Annotated in this window: 15 protein-coding genes and 1 pseudogene; 4 read left to right on the forward strand and 12 right to left on the reverse strand. The window is 70.6% G+C overall.

From position 1 onward, the window contains the following. Positions 1-26 precede the first annotated feature (26 nt). Together ACIF83_RS07435 and ACIF83_RS07440 are read right to left on the reverse strand one after the other, a co-directional pair. Positions 27-1520 (reverse strand): sugar ABC transporter ATP-binding protein, encoded by a 1494-nt coding sequence (locus ACIF83_RS07435; RefSeq protein WP_399724298.1) that lies wholly within the window; start codon positions 1518-1520, stop codon positions 27-29. Continuing rightward, on the reverse strand, positions 1517-2590 hold the full coding sequence (locus ACIF83_RS07440; protein ID WP_398137922.1) for a sugar ABC transporter substrate-binding protein: 1074 nt from the start codon (positions 2588-2590) through the stop codon (positions 1517-1519). The genes ACIF83_RS07435 and ACIF83_RS07440 overlap by 4 nt, the downstream gene beginning before the upstream one ends. 173 nt (positions 2591-2763) lie before the next feature. Between ACIF83_RS07440 and ACIF83_RS07445 the strand changes: the two genes are divergently transcribed. After that, positions 2764-3465: a FadR/GntR family transcriptional regulator gene (locus ACIF83_RS07445; RefSeq protein WP_393471328.1), complete on the forward strand. Its 702-nt coding sequence runs from the start codon at positions 2764-2766 to the stop codon at positions 3463-3465. On the opposite strand, the gene ACIF83_RS07450 is transcribed toward ACIF83_RS07445, so the two are convergent. Continuing rightward, the gene (locus ACIF83_RS07450; protein WP_399724301.1) at positions 3455-3727 is read right to left on the reverse strand and encodes a hypothetical protein; all 273 of its coding nucleotides are present in this window, start codon (positions 3725-3727) and stop codon (positions 3455-3457) included. The genes ACIF83_RS07445 and ACIF83_RS07450 overlap by 11 nt on opposite strands. Next, the gene (locus ACIF83_RS07455) at positions 3691-3912 is read right to left on the reverse strand and encodes a hypothetical protein (RefSeq protein ID WP_399724304.1); all 222 of its coding nucleotides are present in this window, start codon (positions 3910-3912) and stop codon (positions 3691-3693) included. Before ACIF83_RS07455 ends, ACIF83_RS07450 begins: the two co-directional genes overlap by 37 nt. Positions 3913-4091: 179 nt before the next feature. Between ACIF83_RS07455 and ACIF83_RS07460 the strand changes: the two genes are divergently transcribed. Further along, positions 4092-4259: a hypothetical protein gene (locus ACIF83_RS07460; protein WP_393470946.1), complete on the forward strand. Its 168-nt coding sequence runs from the start codon at positions 4092-4094 to the stop codon at positions 4257-4259. A 61-nt stretch (positions 4260-4320) separates the two neighbouring features. Here ACIF83_RS07460 and ACIF83_RS07465 read toward each other — a convergent pair whose 3' ends face one another. The 6 genes from ACIF83_RS07465 to ACIF83_RS07490 all read right to left on the reverse strand — a co-directional run bounded on the left by ACIF83_RS07465 (position 4321) and on the right by ACIF83_RS07490 (position 13838). Then, on the reverse strand, positions 4321-7350 hold the full coding sequence (locus ACIF83_RS07465) for an alpha-mannosidase (RefSeq protein ID WP_399724307.1): 3030 nt from the start codon (positions 7348-7350) through the stop codon (positions 4321-4323). 30 nt (positions 7351-7380) lie between these two features. After that, positions 7381-9429, reverse strand: coding sequence for an endo-beta-N-acetylglucosaminidase (locus tag ACIF83_RS07470; protein ID WP_399724310.1), 2049 nt, complete (start codon positions 9427-9429; stop codon positions 7381-7383). Further along, a complete protein-coding gene (locus tag ACIF83_RS07475) occupies positions 9426-10682 on the reverse strand; it encodes a glycosyl hydrolase (protein ID WP_398137916.1) in 1257 nt (418 codons plus the stop codon). Before ACIF83_RS07475 ends, ACIF83_RS07470 begins: the two co-directional genes overlap by 4 nt. 64 nt (positions 10683-10746) lie before the next feature. After that, entirely contained in the window at positions 10747-11649 is a 903-nt protein-coding gene (locus ACIF83_RS07480) for a carbohydrate ABC transporter permease (protein ID WP_393470937.1), read from the reverse strand. Continuing rightward, positions 11646-12542, reverse strand: coding sequence for a carbohydrate ABC transporter permease (locus tag ACIF83_RS07485; protein ID WP_393470934.1), 897 nt, complete (start codon positions 12540-12542; stop codon positions 11646-11648). Before ACIF83_RS07485 ends, ACIF83_RS07480 begins: the two co-directional genes overlap by 4 nt. 6 nt (positions 12543-12548) lie before the next feature. Beyond that, positions 12549-13838, reverse strand: a complete 1290-nt coding sequence (locus ACIF83_RS07490; protein WP_399724315.1) for an ABC transporter substrate-binding protein — start codon at positions 13836-13838, stop codon at positions 12549-12551. Between the two features lie 268 nt (positions 13839-14106). On the opposite strand from ACIF83_RS07490, the gene ACIF83_RS07495 reads away from it, so the two are divergent. Next, positions 14107-15153, forward strand: coding sequence for a LacI family DNA-binding transcriptional regulator (locus ACIF83_RS07495; protein ID WP_399724318.1), 1047 nt, complete (start codon positions 14107-14109; stop codon positions 15151-15153). A 243-nt stretch (positions 15154-15396) separates the two neighbouring features. Further along, positions 15397-16455 carry a M12 family metallopeptidase gene (locus ACIF83_RS07500; RefSeq protein WP_393470926.1) on the forward strand — a complete coding sequence of 353 codons (1059 nt, stop codon included), beginning with the start codon at positions 15397-15399 and terminating at the stop codon, positions 16453-16455. A 73-nt stretch (positions 16456-16528) separates the two neighbouring features. Here the strand turns inward: ACIF83_RS07500 and ACIF83_RS07505 are convergent. Then, positions 16529-16698, reverse strand: a pseudogene (locus ACIF83_RS07505) (NAD(+) synthase); the annotation flags it as partial. Positions 16699-16722: 24 nt separating this feature from the next. Next, positions 16723-17655: an SMP-30/gluconolactonase/LRE family protein gene (locus tag ACIF83_RS07510; RefSeq protein ID WP_399724322.1), complete on the reverse strand. Its 933-nt coding sequence runs from the start codon at positions 17653-17655 to the stop codon at positions 16723-16725. Positions 17656-17731: the final 76 nt, after the last annotated feature.

Consider the following 17731-nt stretch of genomic DNA (forward strand, 5'->3'; position numbering starts at 1 on the left):
CCACTCCTTCAGCCATGGTCGATCCGTCAGCCATGGTCCACTCCTTCGATGGAGGCGATCAGCTCGTGGTCGTGCCAGCCCGCCGGGTGCTCGGCGACGATCCGGCCGTGGAAGAGGACGAGGACGCGGTCGCAGCGCCGCAGGTCGTCGAGTTCGTCGGAGACGACGAGCACGGCGGTGCCGTCCTCGCGGGCGCTGTCCATCCGGGCCAGCAGGGACTCCTTGGACTTCACGTCGACACCCGCGGTGGGGTTGATGAGGACGAGCAGCCGCGGGTCGGACGCCAGGGCGCGGGCCATGACGACCTTCTGTGCGTTGCCGCCGGACAGGTCCGAGACGGGCTGGTCGGGGCCCTCGGCGTGGATGTCGAGGCGTTCGATCAGATCGGTGGCGACACCGCGTCTGCGCCGGGTGCCGACGAAGCCGTACCGGCCCAGGCGGCCGAGGACGCTCAGGGTGGCGTTGTCGCCGATGCTCATCCCGGTCACGAGTCCCTGTTCGTGCCGGTCCCGGGGTACGCAGCCGACACCGGCCCCGAGCGCGGCCTGGACGTCGCCGAACGGGAGTCGTCTGCCGTCGAGCCGAGCCGTACCGCCGGTCGGGGTGTGCAGTCCGGCGAGGGACTCGGCCAGCTCGATCTTCCCGCTGCCGCTGGAGCCGGCGAGTCCGACGACCTCGCCGTGCCGGACGGTGAGGTCGATGTCCCGGTACGCCTCCGACGACAGCCCGTGTGCTTCCAGGGCGACCGGCGCGTCGTCGGCCACCGTGTCCCGCACGGTCACCGCCCGCTCGACGACGGCCTCCCCGGCCATGGCCTCCACCAGCGCCGCGCGCGGCAGTTCGGCGACCGGGGCGGTGGTGATCCAGCGGGCGTCGCGCAGGACGGTCACCGTCCGGCAGACCTCGTACACCTCCTGGAGGTGGTGCGAGATGAACAGGAAGGTGACCCCGGAGTCCTGCAGGGCCCGCATCCGGCTGAACAGCCGCTCGATCTCCCGGCTGTCGAGCTGGGCGGTCGGCTCGTCCAGGACGATGAACCGCGCGCCGAAGCTCAACGCCCGGGCGATCTCCACCATTTGACGGTCCTCGACCCTGAGGTCGGCGGTGCGGGCCTCGGGGTCCACGCGCACGTCCCAGGTGGCGAGCAGATCGGCGGCCTCACGCCTGAGCCGACGCCAGCTGATGAAGCCCCGCTGGAGCGGCTGCCGGTTGATGAACAGGTTCTCGGCGACCGTCAACTCCGTTACGACCGTGGGCTTCTGGTACACGCAGGCGACCTTGCGGCGCCAGGCGTCCCGGTCGGCGAGCGCGGGTGCGGGCTCGCCGTCGAAGCGTACGGTGCCCTCGTCCGGCGCCTGGAGCCCGGTGAGGACGTTGACCAGCGTGGACTTGCCGGCGCCGTTGCGGCCGACCAGTGCGTGGGACTCGCCGGGGTGGACGGTGAGCCGGCCGTCGGCGAGGGCGACCGTGGGGCCGTACCGCTTGACGATGCCCTCGGCTTCAACGAGAGGTGCGCTCATTTGACCGTGTTGCCCCAGAGCTTGGGGTCGTCGACGTTCTCCTTGGTGACCAGGGGCGCGGGCAGTTGGTCCTCGAGGATGCCACTGGGCAGCTTCACGATGGTCGAGCCGTGGTCGGTGGGACCGGGCTCGAACGTCTTCCCCGCCATCGCCGCCTTGATGTAGTACATGCCGTACCGGGCGTAGGCGTCGGCGGGCTGGGAGACGGTGGCGTCGATCTGGCCCTTGCGGATGGCGTCGAACTCCTGCGGGATGCCGTCGTTGGAGACGATGACGATGTGGCCCTTCCGGCCGGCCGTCTTCAGCATGCTCTTCGACTTCAGGGTCTGCAGGGTCGGCGCGAGGTACACGCCACCGGCCTGCAGGTAGATGCCCTTGATGTCGGGGTTGGCGTTGAGCAGCGTGTCCAGCTTGGCGGCCGCGGTGTCGGACTCCCACTTGGCCGGTATCTCCAGCACCTTGAGCTTCGGGTACTTCTTCTTCACGCAGGCCCGGAAGGCCTCGGAGCGGTCGCGGCCGTTGACCGAGGCGAGGTCGCCCATGATCTGCACGACCTTGCCGCTGGTGACGTGCTGTCCGAGGTAGTCGCAGGCCTTGTTGCCGTAGGCGACGTTGTCGGCGCGCACCACCATGGCGACCTTGCCCTTGTCGGGCGCGACGTCCACGGCGACGACCGGCACGCCCTTGCGTTCGGCCTGGTCGAGTCCGGCCTGGATGGCGGCGCTGTCCAGGGGCGCGACCACCAGGCCCTTCACATCCTGGTTCAGCTCGTTGTTGATGTCGGTGATCTGCTGCGAGGGATCGCTGTTGGAGTTGACCGTCTTCAGCGCGTCGACACCCTCGGACTTGGCCATCTTCGGTACGTAGTCGTTGTACGACTGCCAGAACGGCGAGGTCAGCAGGGGCAGGATCACCCCGACCTTCCCGGAGCCGCCTCCGCCTCCCGCGCTGGACGCGCCGGTGTCCTTGGTGCTGCCGCACGCGGTGAGCAGCAGCGAGGCGCAGGCGGCCAGGGCCGCCACGCCGGTGATCCGTGACCTGTTCTGCTTCCTCGCTGTTCTGACGGGCATCTCGCGGCTCCTCGTCGAGGGTGTTCGAGCAGATGCCTGGATACTTATCAGACCACTCAGGCGCCGGAACACCCTCTGACGCCAATTTTTCCGCTCCTCGATGCGTAGTGGTCGGACCACTCTGCTGGTTAGACTGCGACGCACCCAGCGACGGGAGGAGCGGCGTGGACGGCGTGGACGAGGCAGCCCCGCAGAAGGGCACGGTGACCCAGCGCGCCATCGAGCAGATCAAGGCGATGATCGCCGAGGGCCGCCTGGAGCCGGGCCAGCGCCTGCCCACCGAGCGCGACCTGGCGGCCCGACTGGGCATCTCCCGCAGCTCGATGCGCGAGGCGATCCGCGCGCTGACGGTCATGGGCGTCCTGGAGGCCCGGCACGGTTCCGGCATCTACGTCACCGCGCTGGAGGCCGGCGACCTGCTGGAGACCTTCGGCGTGGTCGCGGACCTGTCTCGGGGCCCACGGCTGGTGGAACTCCTGGAGGTGCGCCGCATCCTCGAATCCACGGCGACCGCACTCGCCGCGGCCCGCATCACCGACGACCAGCTCGCCGAGGTGGAGAAACACCTGGCGGCGATGAACGCCACCGACGACCCCGAGGAGATCCTCGCCCACGACCTCGCCTTCCACCGCGAGATCGCGGCCGCCGCAGGCAACGACACGATGGCCGCCATCCTGGAGGGCCTGTCCTCCCGCACCTTCCGCGCCCGCGTCTGGCGCGGCTATCAGGAGGAGGGCGCCTTCACCCGGACCCGCCGCGAACACGCCGCCATCCACCGCGCCCTGGCGGCCCGCGACCCGGAGGCGGCGCGCGCGGCGGCGGCCGCGCACGTCGGTGAGGTGGAGGAGTGGTTGCGGGCGCAGATCAGTATGTGACCGGGTCCCGGACGAGCCGCCGGACGTGGCCTGCCACCGCGGCGGTCCGCTCGGCCGCCTCCTCCACGGCACGCACCTGCCAGGGCCCGGCGATCGAGCCGTCCGGTTCCCCGCCGAACCGGCGCAGCCGCAGGCTCTCGTCCACCCGGCCGGAGGTGTGCAGCAACTGGACCGTCCGGGGCCGGGCGAGCGGGTAGCCGCAGTCGGCGGCCTGTCGGTACCAGGTCACGGCCTCGTCGACGCGGTCGAGGTCCGGGAGCATTCCAGCGCCCTTCCAGAGTCGTCGGCCGCGATGTCCTCGACGATCTCGTCCAGGGTCGGAGCACCCGCCGCCGGGTACACCCGGTGGAGCAGGTCCTTCAGGTCCCTCAGCGGGCCCGGCCCCACCTGTGCGCGTTCCAGCCGCCGAGGCCGCCTCCTGGGCGCGCCCTCCCCGTCGCCGCTCATCGCACCAAGCTCTCGCACCGGGTCGGCCGCGCGTGGCCGACCGGCGCGAATGCCGCGTCCCGTCGGCGCCCGTCGCAACTCGGAGTCCGAGCAAGGGTCGGCCTCAGGCTCGTTCACGACCGGTCGTTCCGAGCCGGCCCGCGAACGCCCCTCATGGAGGAACCATGTCCCGTAGCCGCATGTCAGACAGCGACAGGTCCCGTGACCGCGTGTCCGACGACCACGCGCCCCGCGAACGGGCCGCGCGTGCACAACGGCGTACATGGGCACGGGCCCTGCTCGTGGCGGCGGTCACCGGACTGACCCGGGCGGTCACCAGCTGGCTGCTCGATCTGATCCGCTCGTGACCGGGGCGGATCCACCGGGAGGGGCCCGGACCGGCGCCCCAGCCCGAACGGCGGCCGCGGCTCAGGCCCTGCGCAGCCGCAGCGTCATCAGCTGGAACGGCCGCAGCCGTACGGCGATTCGCTCGCCGTCCCGCACCGGCGGCTCCCCCTCCCCGCCCGGCCGTTCCAGCAGGTCCGTCACGGTGAGGCCGGTGAACGGGAAGGCGGCGGTCAGGGTTGCCCGGGCCCGGGCTCCGTGAGCCTCGTGGAAGCGGATCACCACGTCGCCGGTACCGTCGTCGGCCAGCTTCACGGCAGTGACGACGACCGCCTCGTTGTCCACGGTGACCAGCGGGGCGACCTCACCGGCACCGGTCGTGCGCCGCCCGGGCAGGTTGATCCGCCAGCCCTCGCGGACCGCGTCGGCGATCCGGGCTCCGGGGATCAGGGCGTGCCGGAAGCGGTGGACGCCCTGGTCGGTCTCGGGGTCGGGGAAGCGCGGGGCGCGCAGGAGGGACACCCGAAGCGTGGTGACCGTGGTGGTCGTACCGCGGTCGGCGTCGGTGCGCACCGTGCGGGTCACGTCGTGGCCGTACGTGGAATCGTTGACGACGGCGACGCCCCAGTCCGGCTCCGTCAGATGGACGAAGCGGTGGTTGCAGGCCTCGAACTTGGCCGCTTCCCAGGAGGTGTTGGTGTGGGTCGGTCGATGGAAGTGCCCGAACTGTGTTTCCGACGCGTACCGTTCTGCGTGCAGGTCGAACGGGAAGGCCAGTTTCAGGAACTTCTCCGTCTCGTGCCAGTCGACCTCGGTGTCCAGCACCAGGCGCCGCTCCCCCGGCGACAGCGTGAGCACCTGGGTGACGCGGGAGGTTCCGAAGGAGCGGACGATCCGCACCGATTCGCCGTCCTCGCCCGCCGTGACCGAGTCGGCGTCCGTGAGGTCGGTGACGGTGTTGCGGTAGAACTCGTCCACGTCCCAGGCGTCCCACATGTTCGGGAAGTCGGGGTGGAGCTGGAGGAGGTTCGCGGCGGTGCCGGGGGCGACGGTCTCGCGGTCGGCCTCGATGTCGTACGCGGAGACGACGAGGCCCTGGCCGTCGATCCCGATCCGCAGCAGGCCGTTGTCCAGGACGTGGCCGCCCTCCGGGCGCGGCGTGAGCGTCGTCGCGCCGTCCGTCCGTGGCGTCGCCGCGCCTCCCGCCGGGATGCCGGCGCGAGGGTGCGGAGCGGCGTTGAACTCCAGGGGCGTCTCCCCCTCGCCCGCGAGTACGCGCTGGGCGGCGTCGATGATGCCGTTCAGCTCCGTGGCGACCCGCTCGTACGTCGCCCGGGCCTCGCGGTGCACCCAGGCGATGGACGAGCCGGGCAGGATGTCGTGGAACTGGTGCAGCAGGACCGTCTTCCAGATCCGGTCCAACTCCTCGTAGGGGTAGGGGAACCCGGTGCGTACGGCTGCTGTGGCGGCCCAGAGTTCGGCCTCGCGCAGGAGGTGCTCGCTGCGGCGGTTGCCCTGCTTGGTCCTGGCCTGGCTGGTGAGGGTGGCGCGGTGCAGTTCGAGGTACAGCTCGCCGACCCAGACGGGGGGTTCGGGGTATTCGGCCTCGGCCTTCTCGAAGAACGCCCGGGGTGTCTCCCAGACGACGGTAGCGGAGCCTTCCAGGTCGCGGAGCCGGGCCGCCTTGGCGACCATCTCGCGGGTCGTGCCGCCGCCTCCGTCGCCCCAGCCGCTGGGCGCGAGCGAGTGCCGGGCCCTGCCCTTGTCCTTGAAGTTCCGTGCCGCGTGGGCGATCTCGCTGCCCCTCATCGAGCAGTTGTAGGTGTCGACGGGCGGGAAGTGGGTGAAGATCCGGGTGCCGTCGATGCCCTCCCACTGGAAGGTGTGGTGGGGGAACTTGTTCGTCTGCGACCAGGAGATCTTCTGGGTGAGCAGCCACTTGGAGCCGGCCGCCCTGATGATCTGCGGGAGCCCGGCTGCGAAGCCGAAGGTGTCGGGCAACCAGGCCTCCTCGTTCTCGATGCCGAACTCGTCGAGGAAGAACCGCTTGCCGTGCACGAACTGACGGGCCATCGCCTCCGAGCCGGGCATGTTGGTGTCCGACTCCACCCACATCCCGCCGGCCGGCACGAACCTCCCCTCCGCCACGGCCTTCTTCACCCGCGCCCACACCTCGGGCCGGTGCTCCTTCACCCACGCCCACTGCTGCGCCTGCGACATGGCGAAGACGAACTCCGGCTCGTCCTCGATGAGCGCGGTCATGTTGGACGTCGTGCGGGCCACCTTGCGCACGGTCTCGCGCAGCGGCCACAGCCAGGCCGAGTCGATGTGCGCGTGCCCGACCGCGCTGATCCGGTGCGCGGACGGCACGGCGGGGGCGGCCAGCACCTCGGCGAGCCGGGCACGGGCCTCGGCCGCCGTGCCGCCCACGTCCTGCAGGTCGACGGCGTCGAGGGCCCGGTCGACGGCGCGCAGGACGTCCCAGCGGCGCGCCGAGTCCACCGGCAGCTCGGCCATCAGCTCGCCCAGCACCTCGAGGTCCAGCACCAGCTGCCATACGGTCTCGTCGAGGACGGCGAGGTCCATGCGGGTGAGCGTGTACTGCGGCTCGTGCCCGGCGGTGTCCTTGTCGCCGAGCAGGGTGGGCCGGAAGGGGTGGTAGTCGAGGATGACCGGGTTGGAGGCGGCCTCGATGTGCAGGCGCACCTCCTCCCCGCCCTCGACGGGCGCGCCGATGCGCACCCACTGGTTGCGCGGGTTGAGGCCCTTCACCGGGGTGCCGTCGGGCCGGTAGACCAGGCCCTCGCACTGGAAGCCGGGCATGTTCTCGTCGAAGCCCAGGTCGAGCAGGGCCTCGACGGTCCGGCCTGCCCAGGCCTCGGGCACGGTCCCGGTCACCCGGAACCAGCTGGTCCCCCACGGAGCACCCCACCGGGCGCCCACCTCGATCGGCACGGGCTCGGCCGCCAGTCCCTCCGCGACCGGCACGGGCTCGCCCGGCGCGTGCCAGACCGCGACCTGCAGCGGCACGGACTCGGGGTACACGGCGGGACGGATGCGTTCGTCGAGGACGCGCCGGAGGCGGGCTTCGACCAGGTTGCGGTCGTCATGCATGCGGGGTGCTCCCTGCTGGGTTCCGGGTGATTACCAGGTGTGGGTGACGGTCACGGGAGTCGAGGCGTTGTACAGCTCCCCCACCGAGCGCAGTTCGAATCGTGCGGCCGTCTCTCCCGGTGCGGGTTGCAGGCCGGCGACGAAGTAGGCGCGCTGGCAGGTACCGCCGAGGAAGCGGCGGGTGCCGTCGGGCAGGACGCGGTGGAGTTCGTAGTGGCGTACGGGGGCGGGGGCGGGGGCGGGCGCGGCGCTCCAGGCGAAGCGCAGGTCGCCTCCGGAGGCCGCGGTGATCCGCAGGTCGGCGGGGGCGGCCGGGGTCGGGGCGGTGTCGCGTACGGCCACGCCGCCCAGCCGCCAGCGCACGGTGCCGCCGTCGGGTGCGGTGAGGCGGACGCCGAGGGAGTGGATCGTGCCGGACAGGCCGGTGAGCCGTACGGTCGAGGTCTGCCAGGTGTTGACCGAGTTCACAGCCCGGCTTCCCTCGGTGTCGACCGAGTTCACGGGCAGATAGGTGTACGGCGGTGTCGCACCGGCGCCGCTCGGTTCGGCGGTGGCGACGGCCAGTTCGACGTTCACACTGCCGGCGTCGGTCCGATACGTCAGCTCGACAGCCGTGTCCACACCGATCGCCAGCCGGGTCGCGTACAGATCCACCACCACTGGTTGATCCGGTTCGCCGGCGACCAGCACGCTGCTCCCGCCCCGCCACGCGTCCGCGAAGTCGAAGGACACCGCCGGCCGCCGCCCCGCCGTCCGCACGACCCACCGCCGCGACGGCAGCCGGTCCTGCAGCCCGAGGTGGTTCCAGGGCGCGTCCGAGGTGACGGCCCCCTCCTCGTACCACCGCAGCCCGTGCCCGGTGTTGAACACGCTCGCGAACGGCATCGCCGACACCGTCGACCGGTCCGCCACCGACACCGCGGGCGCCCGCCACGGATCCGTCCCGTCCGGCCGCGCCGGATCGAGCGAGCGCCCGGTCCAGAACCGGTCGTCCGCCGCGTGGAAGTCCTCCGGGGCGCGCTGTCCTGAAGGCAGGTGGTTGCGGGTCCACTCGGGCCGGTAGAAGCCGATCGAGGTGACGTGCGCCTTCCCGGTCGGCACGATGGCGTCCCAGTTCACCGACGAGTCGGACCCGTTCGACTCGACGTCGACGCCCGCCCACAACTCGTAGCGACTGCGCCCCAGCTGCACCGCCTTGGTCCCCGAGGAGGCCAAGGTCGCCGCGCTCCACCGGAAGTCGACGAACATGTCGTCGGCGGCCTGGAAGAAGGCCTGGTTCTGGCTGTTCAGCGCGCCCTGCCAGCTGACCGTCCCGTTCACAGTCATCGCGTCGTACCAGGTCACCCGCTGTCCCTTGGCCGCCGCCAGCGCCTTCAGCTGCTTCACGAACCCGAGCATGGCGGTGCCGAGCGCGGTGTTCCCGCCGCCTGTCTCGGCGTTCACGAACCAGCCGTCGAAGCCGTAGGCGGCCGCCACCGCGACGAGTTGCGCGGCGAGCGGGTAGTGCCCCGAGGAGTCCTTCTGGACCAGGTCGCGGGTCCACTGGAGCTGACCGCCGTAGGCGGTGGGCGGCAGGAAGATGTTGCCGAGGACGGGCACACCGTGCCGGTGGGCCGCGTCCACGATCGGCGCGTTCGGCGCCAGGATCAGCCCCTCGCCCGCCGAGCCGCCCCAGAACACCAGCTCGTCGAGGTAGGCCCAGTGGGTGAGGGCGTAGTAGTCGGCGGTGGCCGAACCCTGCGAAGGGTTGCTGGAGGTCGGTCCGAAGGAGACCAGGGACTGGATGCGGGCCTGGCCCGAGCGGGCGGTGGTGTTGGCCGGGGTCGGGGTGAAGCGGGCGGCGAGCGGCACGGACGCGGCGTTGAAGGCGAGGTCGGGATCGTCGGCCGCGCGCCAGGCCTTCAGGCTGCGCCAGGTGATACCGGCGCCGGGGCTGCCGGAGGGCAGGGAGTCCGGGTACCAGTACGAGGCGTACGGCGGGGTGGCGGCCGCCTTGGGACGCGGGACCGCAAGGGCGGGCGTGGGCGACAGAGCCGCGGCGGCCCCGGCGATCAGGACGGTGCGTCTGGTGGGGTTCACGAGCAAGTTCCTCCTTGTGGGGTGGGGAGTACCTGGTCGGGAGTGACGACTTCGGTGATGCCCCGGGCGGCGAGGTGTTCCTTGTCGTCCGCGCGGGTGTCCAGGACGGTGGTGGGGCGGGCGCCGTCGGCGACGAGCCGGAAGAAGGCGTCGAAGACGGGTCCGCCGGGGGCGCAGCGGGAGCGGTGGGCCGGGTCGGCGGGCACGACGAGGGCGGTACCGCGCACGGCGGGGGGCTCATGGTGGGCACGTGCCGCGTCGGCCAGTACGCGCGCGGTGTCCTTGGGTCGCCGGTCGTCGGTGAACAGCCCCAGCCCGTACTCGAGTTCGGGGAAGTCGGCCAGTTCGCGGGAGACGTCGTACGAGCACCACCAGGTGACGCCCCACAGGTCGGGGCAGTCCAGAACGTTCTCCACGGTCGCCTCGGTGAAGGCGGCCGCGTGCTCGGCGGGGACGAGGGGCGCCGGTGCGCCGACCTCCTGGAGCCACACGGGCCGGTGCGGCTCCTCGGCCCAGGCCTTGCTCAGCTCGACCAGGTAGGCCGCGTGGTGCTCGGCCGGTACGGAGGTACGGCCGTGGCGCTGGGCGGTGCCGTTGAACACCCAGGAGTGCACGGCGGTGACGGCGCCGAGGCGGGCCGAGTGGCCGGGGGTGAAGGGCTGGTCGTCCTGGTACCAGGCGGCGTCGTACGAGGCGTGCAGGTGCGGCCGGTCCGGGGCGCCCTCGGCGCAGGCGGCGAGCAGCCGGGTCAGCCAGCGCTCGGCGTCCTCGGCCGTGATCCGGTCGGGGTCGGGGTGGGGTCCGGCGGCGAACTGGTTGACCTCGTTGCCGATGGTCATGCCGATGAAGTGGGGCCGGTCGGCGAGGGCGGCGGCGAGGGTGCGCAGGTAGGCGGCCTGGCCGTCGACGACGTCCGGGTCGGTGAAGAGGTTGCGCCGGTGCCAGGTGCGGGTCCAGGCGGGCAGGAAGTCGAAGCTGCTCAAGTGCCCTTGCAGCCCGTCCACGTTGACGTCCAGCCCGCGTTCGCCGGCCGCGTCGACCAGTCGTACCAGGTCCTCCACGGCACGCGGGCGGATCAGGGTGCGGTTCGGCTGGAAGTAGGGCCACAGCGGGAAGACGCGGATGTGGTCGAGGCCGAGGGCGGCGATCGCGTCGAGGTCGGCACGTACGGAGTCGAGGTCGAAGTCGAGCCAGTGATGGAACCACCCTTCGCTGGGCGTGTAGTTGACGCCGAAGCGCACGGCAGGAGGCATGCGGTGTGTCCTTGGGGGGGGTACGGGACTCGGCAGGGATACGGGACTCGGCCGCGTACGGCGCTCAGCCCTTGACGGCGCCCTCGCCGACCCCGCGGAAGAAGTACCGCTGAAGGCAGGCGAAGAGGGCGATGAGCGGGGCCACGGCGATGACGGTGCCGGCGGCGACCAGGCGCTCGTCGTTGGCGAAGGTGCCGTGCAGATAGTTGAGGCCGATGGTCAGGGTGAACTTGTCGGGGTCGCTGAGCACGATCAGCGGCCACAGGAAGTCGTCCCAGGCGCCCATGAAGGCGAAGATCGCGACAACGGCGAGCGTGCCCTTCACCGACGGCAGCGCGATGCGCCAGAACCGCTGCCAGACATCTGCGCCGTCGACGTAGGCGGCCTCCTCGATCTCGTACGGCAGGTTCCGGAAGGCGTTGCGCATCAGCAGCACGTTCATCGCGCCGATCGAGCCGGGCAGCACGACCCCGATGAGCGTGTTGTTCAGGCCGAGCTCCCGCATGGTCGTGAACTGGGCGATGATGATGCCCTCCACGGGCACGAGCATCGCCAGCACGAAGACCAGGGTGGCCACGCCCCGGCCGCGGTAGCGCAGCCGGGCCAGGGCGTAACCGGCGAGTGCCGAGCCCACGCAGTTGGTCACCACGCTCGCGCTCGCGACCTTCAGCGAGTTCAGGGCGTAGTCCCACACGGGGATGGTGCGGGAGACCCGCTCGTAGTTGTGCAGGGTGGGACGGCCGGGCAGGAACTTCGGCGGCGAGCTGAAGATGTCCTCGGTGGGGCCCTTGAGGGACGTGGACAGCTGCCACAGGAACGGGCCGACGGTGAGCGCCAGCACGGCGAGCAGCAGCGCGTAGCGCAGGACCAGTTCCCACACCCGGATGCGGCGGCCGTGCTCGTCGGTGACGCGCGGCTCGCGGACGGCGGGCTCCTGGCGGGGCCGTACCTTCTCCAGGACGCTCATGTCTCCTCCTTCCGGTCGGCGCGCAGGACGAGCAGCATCAGGGCGACCGTGACGACGAACACGACGACGGAGAGGGCGGAGGCGTAGCCGACGCGACCGGTCAGGCCGGTGCCGGTGCGCTGGACGAGCATGACGAGGGTGGTGTCCTCGCCGGCCGGGCCACCGCTCGGGCCGGCCATCAGGTACACCTCGGAGAACACCTTGAACGCGGCGACCGAGGAGAGTGCGGCGACCAGCACCATGGTGGAGCGCACGGCGGGCACGGTGACCGTGAGGAAGCGGCGGACCGGTCCGGCGCCGTCCACGGCGGCGGCCTCGTGCAGCTCCCGCGGTACGTTCGCCAGCGCGGCCAGATAGATGATCATGTAGTAGCCGAGGCCCTTCCACACCGTCACGGCCATGGCGCTCAGCAGGAGCAGCCACTGGTCGCTGAGGAAGCCGACCCGCCCGATCCCCACCGTCTCCAGCAGGGAGTTGACCAGGCCGCGTTCGTCCAGCAGCCACACCCAGATCAGCCCGACGACCACGATGGAGGCGACGACCGGCGTGTAGAAGGCGGACCGGAAGAAGGTGATGCCGGGGATGTTCTTCTGCACCAGGAGCGCGAGCAGCAGCGGCAGGATCACCAGGGCCGGTACGACCCCGACGACGTACAGCGTGCTGTTGCGCAGGCCGGTCCAGAACATGTCGTCGTGGAGGAGCTCGCGGAAGTTGGCGAGTCCGACGAAGCGGCCCGGGATCAGGGTGCGGCGGTCGGTGAAGGAGTTCACCACGGTGGACACGAACGGGTACAGCACGAAGGCACCCGTGACGAGCAGTCCCGGAGCGGCGAACAGCCAGGGGCTGATGGGCAGTTGCCGCCGCACCCGGGACGACACGGTGGGAGTGGCCATGCCGGTTCAGCCCTGCTGCTTCAGGAGCTGGTCACAGTCCTTGACAGCGTTGTCAAGAGCCGTCTTGGGGCTCTCCTTGCCCTGCAGGGCCTTGGCGACCTCGTTGCGCAGCGCGGTCTTCATCTGCTCGCTGAACAGCACGGGCGTGTAATTGACCGCGCTCTTCAGGGACTTGGCGGCGGCGATGCGGACACGCGTCTCGTCGGTGCCGTCCTCCTTGGTGAAGTACGGGTCGTCGAGGGAGCCCGCGGTGCTCGGGAAGATGGCGACCTTCTTGGCGAAGGACATCTGGTTCTGCGCGTCGGTGACGAAGTGCGCGAAGGCGACCGCGGCCGGGGTGTGCTTGGTGCGGGAGTTGACCATCACACCCATCACGTACATGTTGACGTGCCCGGTGCTGGTGATCTGGTCGGTGATGCCTATGTTCTTGTACAGGTTCGGCGCCTGCTTCTTGAAGTTGCCGAGGTCGAGCGCGCTGCCGGGGTTCATGGCGACGGCCTCGGTGAGGAACTTCTTGCCGGAGGACTCCGGAGTGGCGGTCAGGGCCTGCGGGTCGAGGGCCTTGGCGTCGTACAGCTCCTTGTACTTGGTGAGGAGTGCGACTCCCTTGGCGTCGTTGAAGGCGAACCCGGTCCCCTCCTTGTTCATCAACTGCACGCCGTACCGGCCGAAGTCCTCGACGGTGGGCACGTTGGCGAGCGTGGCGACCTTGCCGTCGCTCTTCTTCGCCATCTGCAGCGCGTCGGCGAAGAGCTCGTCGTACGTCTTGGGCGGGGTGCTGGGGTCGAGTCCCGCCTTCTTGAACAGGGACTTGTTGTAGAAGAGCGGGCCGGTGTTCAGGTACCACGGGAAGGCGTACGTGCCGTTCAGGCCCGGGACCTGGTGGCTGGCCCAGGCCCCGTCCAGGTATTCGGACCTGTACTTGCCCGCGGCCTTGTCGAGGTCGAGGGCGAGGCCTGCCTGGGCGAGCGGGGCGACCAGGTCCGGGGAGACGTTGACGACGTCGGGCAGGGTGCCGCCGGCCGCGTCGGCGCTGATCTTGTCGGCGTAGCCCTCGGCGGGCTGGTCGATCCACTTCACGTGGGTGCCGGGGTACTTCTTCTCGAAGTCCGCGATCAGGCCCTCGAAGTACGGCTTGAAGTTGGCGCGCAGGTTCCAGGTCTGGAAGGTGATGTCGCCCTCGACCTTGCCCGAGGCGTCGGTCGAGCCGCCGCCGTCCCCGCCCGAGCCGCAGGCGCTCAGCGGCAGGACGAGGGCGACGGCAGCGGCGGCGAAGGTTCTGCGGGAGATGCGCACAGCGGCTGGGCTCCTTTGCGGTGGGATGCAGCGGGATGCGGGGGATGCACGGGGGGTGGGGGCCGAAGGTGCCGGGCCAGACTGTGCCCAGCGATTCCGCGACGAGTCAATGGATTCGACCCAGCTAAAGACATTAGTGACTCAAAACCCCTGCTCACAGCGGTGCGTTGAACCTATTGCCGCCGATCGCTAATGCGCTTTAGGGTAAGTGGGCTCAAGCGCATTAGCAGTTGGCCGGAGTGGACCGCACGGAATGGAGGGCCCAGCGTTGCCGGAGAAGCGATCACCCGCGCGCCGACCGACGATGAAGGACATCGCGCGCCGCGCCGGGGTCTCCGAGAGCGCGGTCTCCTTCGCCCTCAACGGCCGCCCCGGTGTCTCCGAGGTCACCCGCGCCCGGGTCCACCGGGTCGCCGAGCAGCTCGGCTGGCGCCCGAGCACGGCGGCCCGCGCCCTCTCCGGCGAGGGAGCGGCCACGGTCGGCTTCGTCCTGGCCCGCCCGGCGGACACGCTGGGCGTCGACTCCTTCTTCCTCCAACTCGTCTCCGGCATCCAGGAAGTGCTCGCCGAGCGCCATCTGGGCCTGCTCTTCCAGGTGGCTCAGGACGTGGCCGACGAGTGCGCGGTCTACCGGCGCTGGTGGGCGGAGCACCGGGTGGACGGCGTCCTGGTGGTCGATCCGCGCGCCGAGGACCCGCGCCCCGACCTGCTGGACGAACTGGGCCTGCCCGCCGTGGTCATCGGCGGCGCACCCGACGTGCGTCACCCCGGCCTGTCCACCGTGTGGGCGGACGACGCCGGCGCGATGGCGTCCGTGGTCGACGAGCTGACGGCGCTCGGCCACCGGCGGATCGTCCACATCGCGGGCCTCCCCACCCTGGCGCACACCCAGCGCCGTATCGCCACGCTGCGCGCGGAGGCGGGGCGCCGCGGCCTCACCGAGGTCCGCTCGGTGACCACCGACTACTCCGACACGGAGGGCGCCGCCGTGACCCGCCGGGTGCTCGGCGGCTCCCCTCCCCCGACCGCGCTGATCTACGACAACGACGTGATGGCCGTGGCCGGTCTCGCGGCGGCCGCCGACCTCGGTTTCCGCGTCCCGCAGGACGTGTCGGTCGTGTCCTGGGAGGACTCGGCACTGTGCCGCATGGTCACACCCCGGTTGTCCGCCCTGTCCCGGGACAGCGCCGAGTTCGGGCGCACGGCGGCACGCGAGCTGGTGGGGCTGCTGGACGGGGAGGTGGCACGGGCGGTGGGAGTGCCGGTGCCGCGGCTCACGGGGCGGGGCAGTACGGGGCGTGCGCGGACGGCATGAGAGGTCGGTGCTTCATTGTTCAACCGCCCGGTTTCCTACGGTATCTAACTATTCGACACTTGCGGAACTCCGCGTTCGGAAAGATGCTGGAGATATCCAGGCCGGGCATTCCCCCAGGAACCGTAGCACCGTGGTGACGATCGGAGTCTTGCCGCCGACCTCCTTCTCCGCCCGGCCGCCGGCCGACGGCTGGGTGCGCGTTCGCCCTCGCGGTGACAGACACCCGCATGAAGGGGAGCCGTCATGAACGCGCCGTCCGCGAGCGGGACGATCACGCCCCGCTACTGCACCCAACCGCCCCAGACCCAGCCCGTGTTGCGCCCGGACCTCAGCCCGGGCCGGTCGAGGGCGATACTGCTGGTCCGCGCCAAGTGGGTCAACGGCACGGTCCTGCACTACGCCTTCCTCGACCAGGGCGGTGACATCGGAGGCCCGGAGCAACTGGAGGAGGTCCGGCACGCCTTCCGGGCCTGGAAGAACCTCGGGATCGGGCTGGAGTTCAAGGAAGTGACCGATCCCACCGAGTCCGAGATCCGCATCGCGTTCCGGGAGCGCGACGGCTCCGCGTCGTACGTCGGCCGGGACAATCTGCTCATCGGCACGAACGAAGCCACCATGACCTTCGGCTGGGACCTGACCACCCCGTACGGCAAGGCCACCGCGCTGCACGAGACCGGGCACGCGATCGGCTTCGCCCACGAGCACCAGAACCCGTTCGCGGGCATCGAGTGGAACGAGGCGAAGGTCTACGAGGACCTCGGCGGACCGCCCAACAACTGGCCCCACGAGGTCACGTTCGAGAACATCCTGCGCAAGCTGTCGAAGGACGAGGTCACGGGCTCCGAATGGGATGTCCACTCCATCATGGAGTACAGCTTCGGGCCCGGACTGATCGTGCGCCCGGAGGCCTACCGCAACGGCATCCCCGAGACACTGGGCCTGTCCGCGTCGGACAAGGAGCGCGTCCTGCAGTGGTACCCGCCGCTCGTCGCCCAGCCGGCCCGGCTCGAGGCGTTCCGGTCGACCCCGCTGCAGCTCGCCACCGGGGAGCAGGCCGACTTCGAGATCGCTCCACCGGAGACCCGGAGCTACGAGATCGGCACGTTCGGCAACAGCGACGTCGTCCTGGCCCTGTTCGAGCGCGTCGACGGCGAACTTCGGTTCGTCACCGCCGACGACGACAGCGGACAGGACCGCAACGGACGCCTCACGGTCAAACTCGTCAAGGACCACAGCTATGTGACCCGAGCCCGTCTGTACTCCACCTGGGGCAGCGGCTCGATCGCACTCATGTACTGGTGAGCGGCGACTCCCTCAGGGAGCGGCAGCCGGCGCTTGCGCTCTGTGTGGCGGTAGCGGATTGTCGACCAGCGCCGGCTGCGCGTGGAGTCCACAGCGCCGCTGATGCCCAGCACCAGCGCGCGGGCCCGTGGCGGTCAGCTGTCCGGCGAAGAAGGCCACCCGCCGCTCGATCTCGTGCCGTGCCTCGCAGGACGGGCTGACCTGGAGGTCCCGGGCGATCTCCTGCTGCACGGACGGGGACATGGGTGCCGGGCAGGGGGCGGCAGGTCAGGGCGTGTGGATCGCGGTCGGCAGCGGTGGCGTGCCGGTGACCGACATGACGAGGGAGTAGAGGGCGGTGTCGGCGGCGATGAACATGCGGTTCCGCTTGGCGCCGCCGAAGCGGATGTTGGCGACGACGTCGGGGACCAGCAGGCGGCCGAGCAGCGTGCCGTCCGGGTCGTAGCAGTGCACACCGCCGTCCATGGCGGCGGCCCAGAGCCGGCCCGCGTCGTCGAAGCGGATGTTGTCGAAGGTGCCGATCCTGCACTCGGCGAAGACCTCGCCCCCGGTGAGGGTGCCGTCGTCCTGGACGTCGAGGACGCGGATGTGGTTGGCCCTGCTGTCCGAGACGTACAGTCGGCGCTCGTCCGGCGAGAAGACGAGGCCGTTGGGGCCGCGGAAGCCGTCGGCGACCAGCCGTACCTCACCGCTGCCCGGGTCCACGCGGTAGACGTTGCAGGCGCCGATCTCGCTCTCGGCGCGGTGGCCCTCGTAGTCGCTGGTGATCCCGAAGTCGGGGTCGGAGAACCAGATCGAGCCGTCGGACCGCACGGCGGCGTCGTTCGGGCTGTTCAGCCTCCTGCCCTGGAAGCGGTCGGCGATCACGGTGACCGATCCGTCGTGCTCAGTGCGGGTGACGCGGCGGTTGCCCTGCTCACAGGTGATCAGGCGACCCTCGTTGTCCAAGGTGTTGCCGTTGGGGTGGCCGGCGGGTGAGCGGAAGACGCCGACCTTGCCGGTGGTCTCGTCCCAGCGCAGCAGGCGGTCGTTGGGGATGTCGCTCCACACCAGGTACCGCCCGGCCGGGACGTAGACGGGACCCTCGGCCCAGCGGCAGCCCTCGAAGAGGGTCTCCAGCTTCGAGTCGCCCGCCTGGCACCTGCCCGTGCGGAACCGGTCATCGAGGGTCTCGTACAACTGCGGTCGCTCGCCGGGCATGCCGTCATCCTCACCATCGGTCCGAATGTTGATCTGCAGAATCAGAACTATGCAGAATAAGATTCGGCAGATCAAG

It is taken from the genome of Streptomyces sp. NPDC085866, assembly GCF_044541035.1.
In the GTDB taxonomy this organism is placed as follows: domain Bacteria; phylum Actinomycetota; class Actinomycetes; order Streptomycetales; family Streptomycetaceae; genus Streptomyces.

Coding starts and splice junctions, on each gene's coding strand:
- ACIF83_RS07435 (WP_399724298.1), bottom strand. CDS start 1,520: ATGAGCGCACCTCTCGTTGAAGCCGAGGGCATCGTCAAGCGGTACGGC.
- ACIF83_RS07440 (WP_398137922.1), bottom strand. CDS start 2,590: ATGCCCGTCAGAACAGCGAGGAAGCAGAACAGGTCACGGATCACCGGC.
- ACIF83_RS07450 (WP_399724301.1), bottom strand. CDS start 3,727: ATGCTCCCGGACCTCGACCGCGTCGACGAGGCCGTGACCTGGTACCGA.
- ACIF83_RS07455 (WP_399724304.1), bottom strand. CDS start 3,912: ATGAGCGGCGACGGGGAGGGCGCGCCCAGGAGGCGGCCTCGGCGGCTG.
- ACIF83_RS07460 (WP_393470946.1), top strand. CDS start 4,092: ATGTCAGACAGCGACAGGTCCCGTGACCGCGTGTCCGACGACCACGCG.
- ACIF83_RS07465 (WP_399724307.1), bottom strand. CDS start 7,350: ATGCATGACGACCGCAACCTGGTCGAAGCCCGCCTCCGGCGCGTCCTC.
- ACIF83_RS07475 (WP_398137916.1), bottom strand. CDS start 10,682: ATGCCTCCTGCCGTGCGCTTCGGCGTCAACTACACGCCCAGCGAAGGG.
- ACIF83_RS07480 (WP_393470937.1), bottom strand. CDS start 11,649: ATGAGCGTCCTGGAGAAGGTACGGCCCCGCCAGGAGCCCGCCGTCCGC.
- ACIF83_RS07485 (WP_393470934.1), bottom strand. CDS start 12,542: ATGGCCACTCCCACCGTGTCGTCCCGGGTGCGGCGGCAACTGCCCATC.
- ACIF83_RS07500 (WP_393470926.1), top strand. CDS start 15,397: ATGAACGCGCCGTCCGCGAGCGGGACGATCACGCCCCGCTACTGCACC.
- ACIF83_RS07510 (WP_399724322.1), bottom strand. CDS start 17,655: ATGCCCGGCGAGCGACCGCAGTTGTACGAGACCCTCGATGACCGGTTC.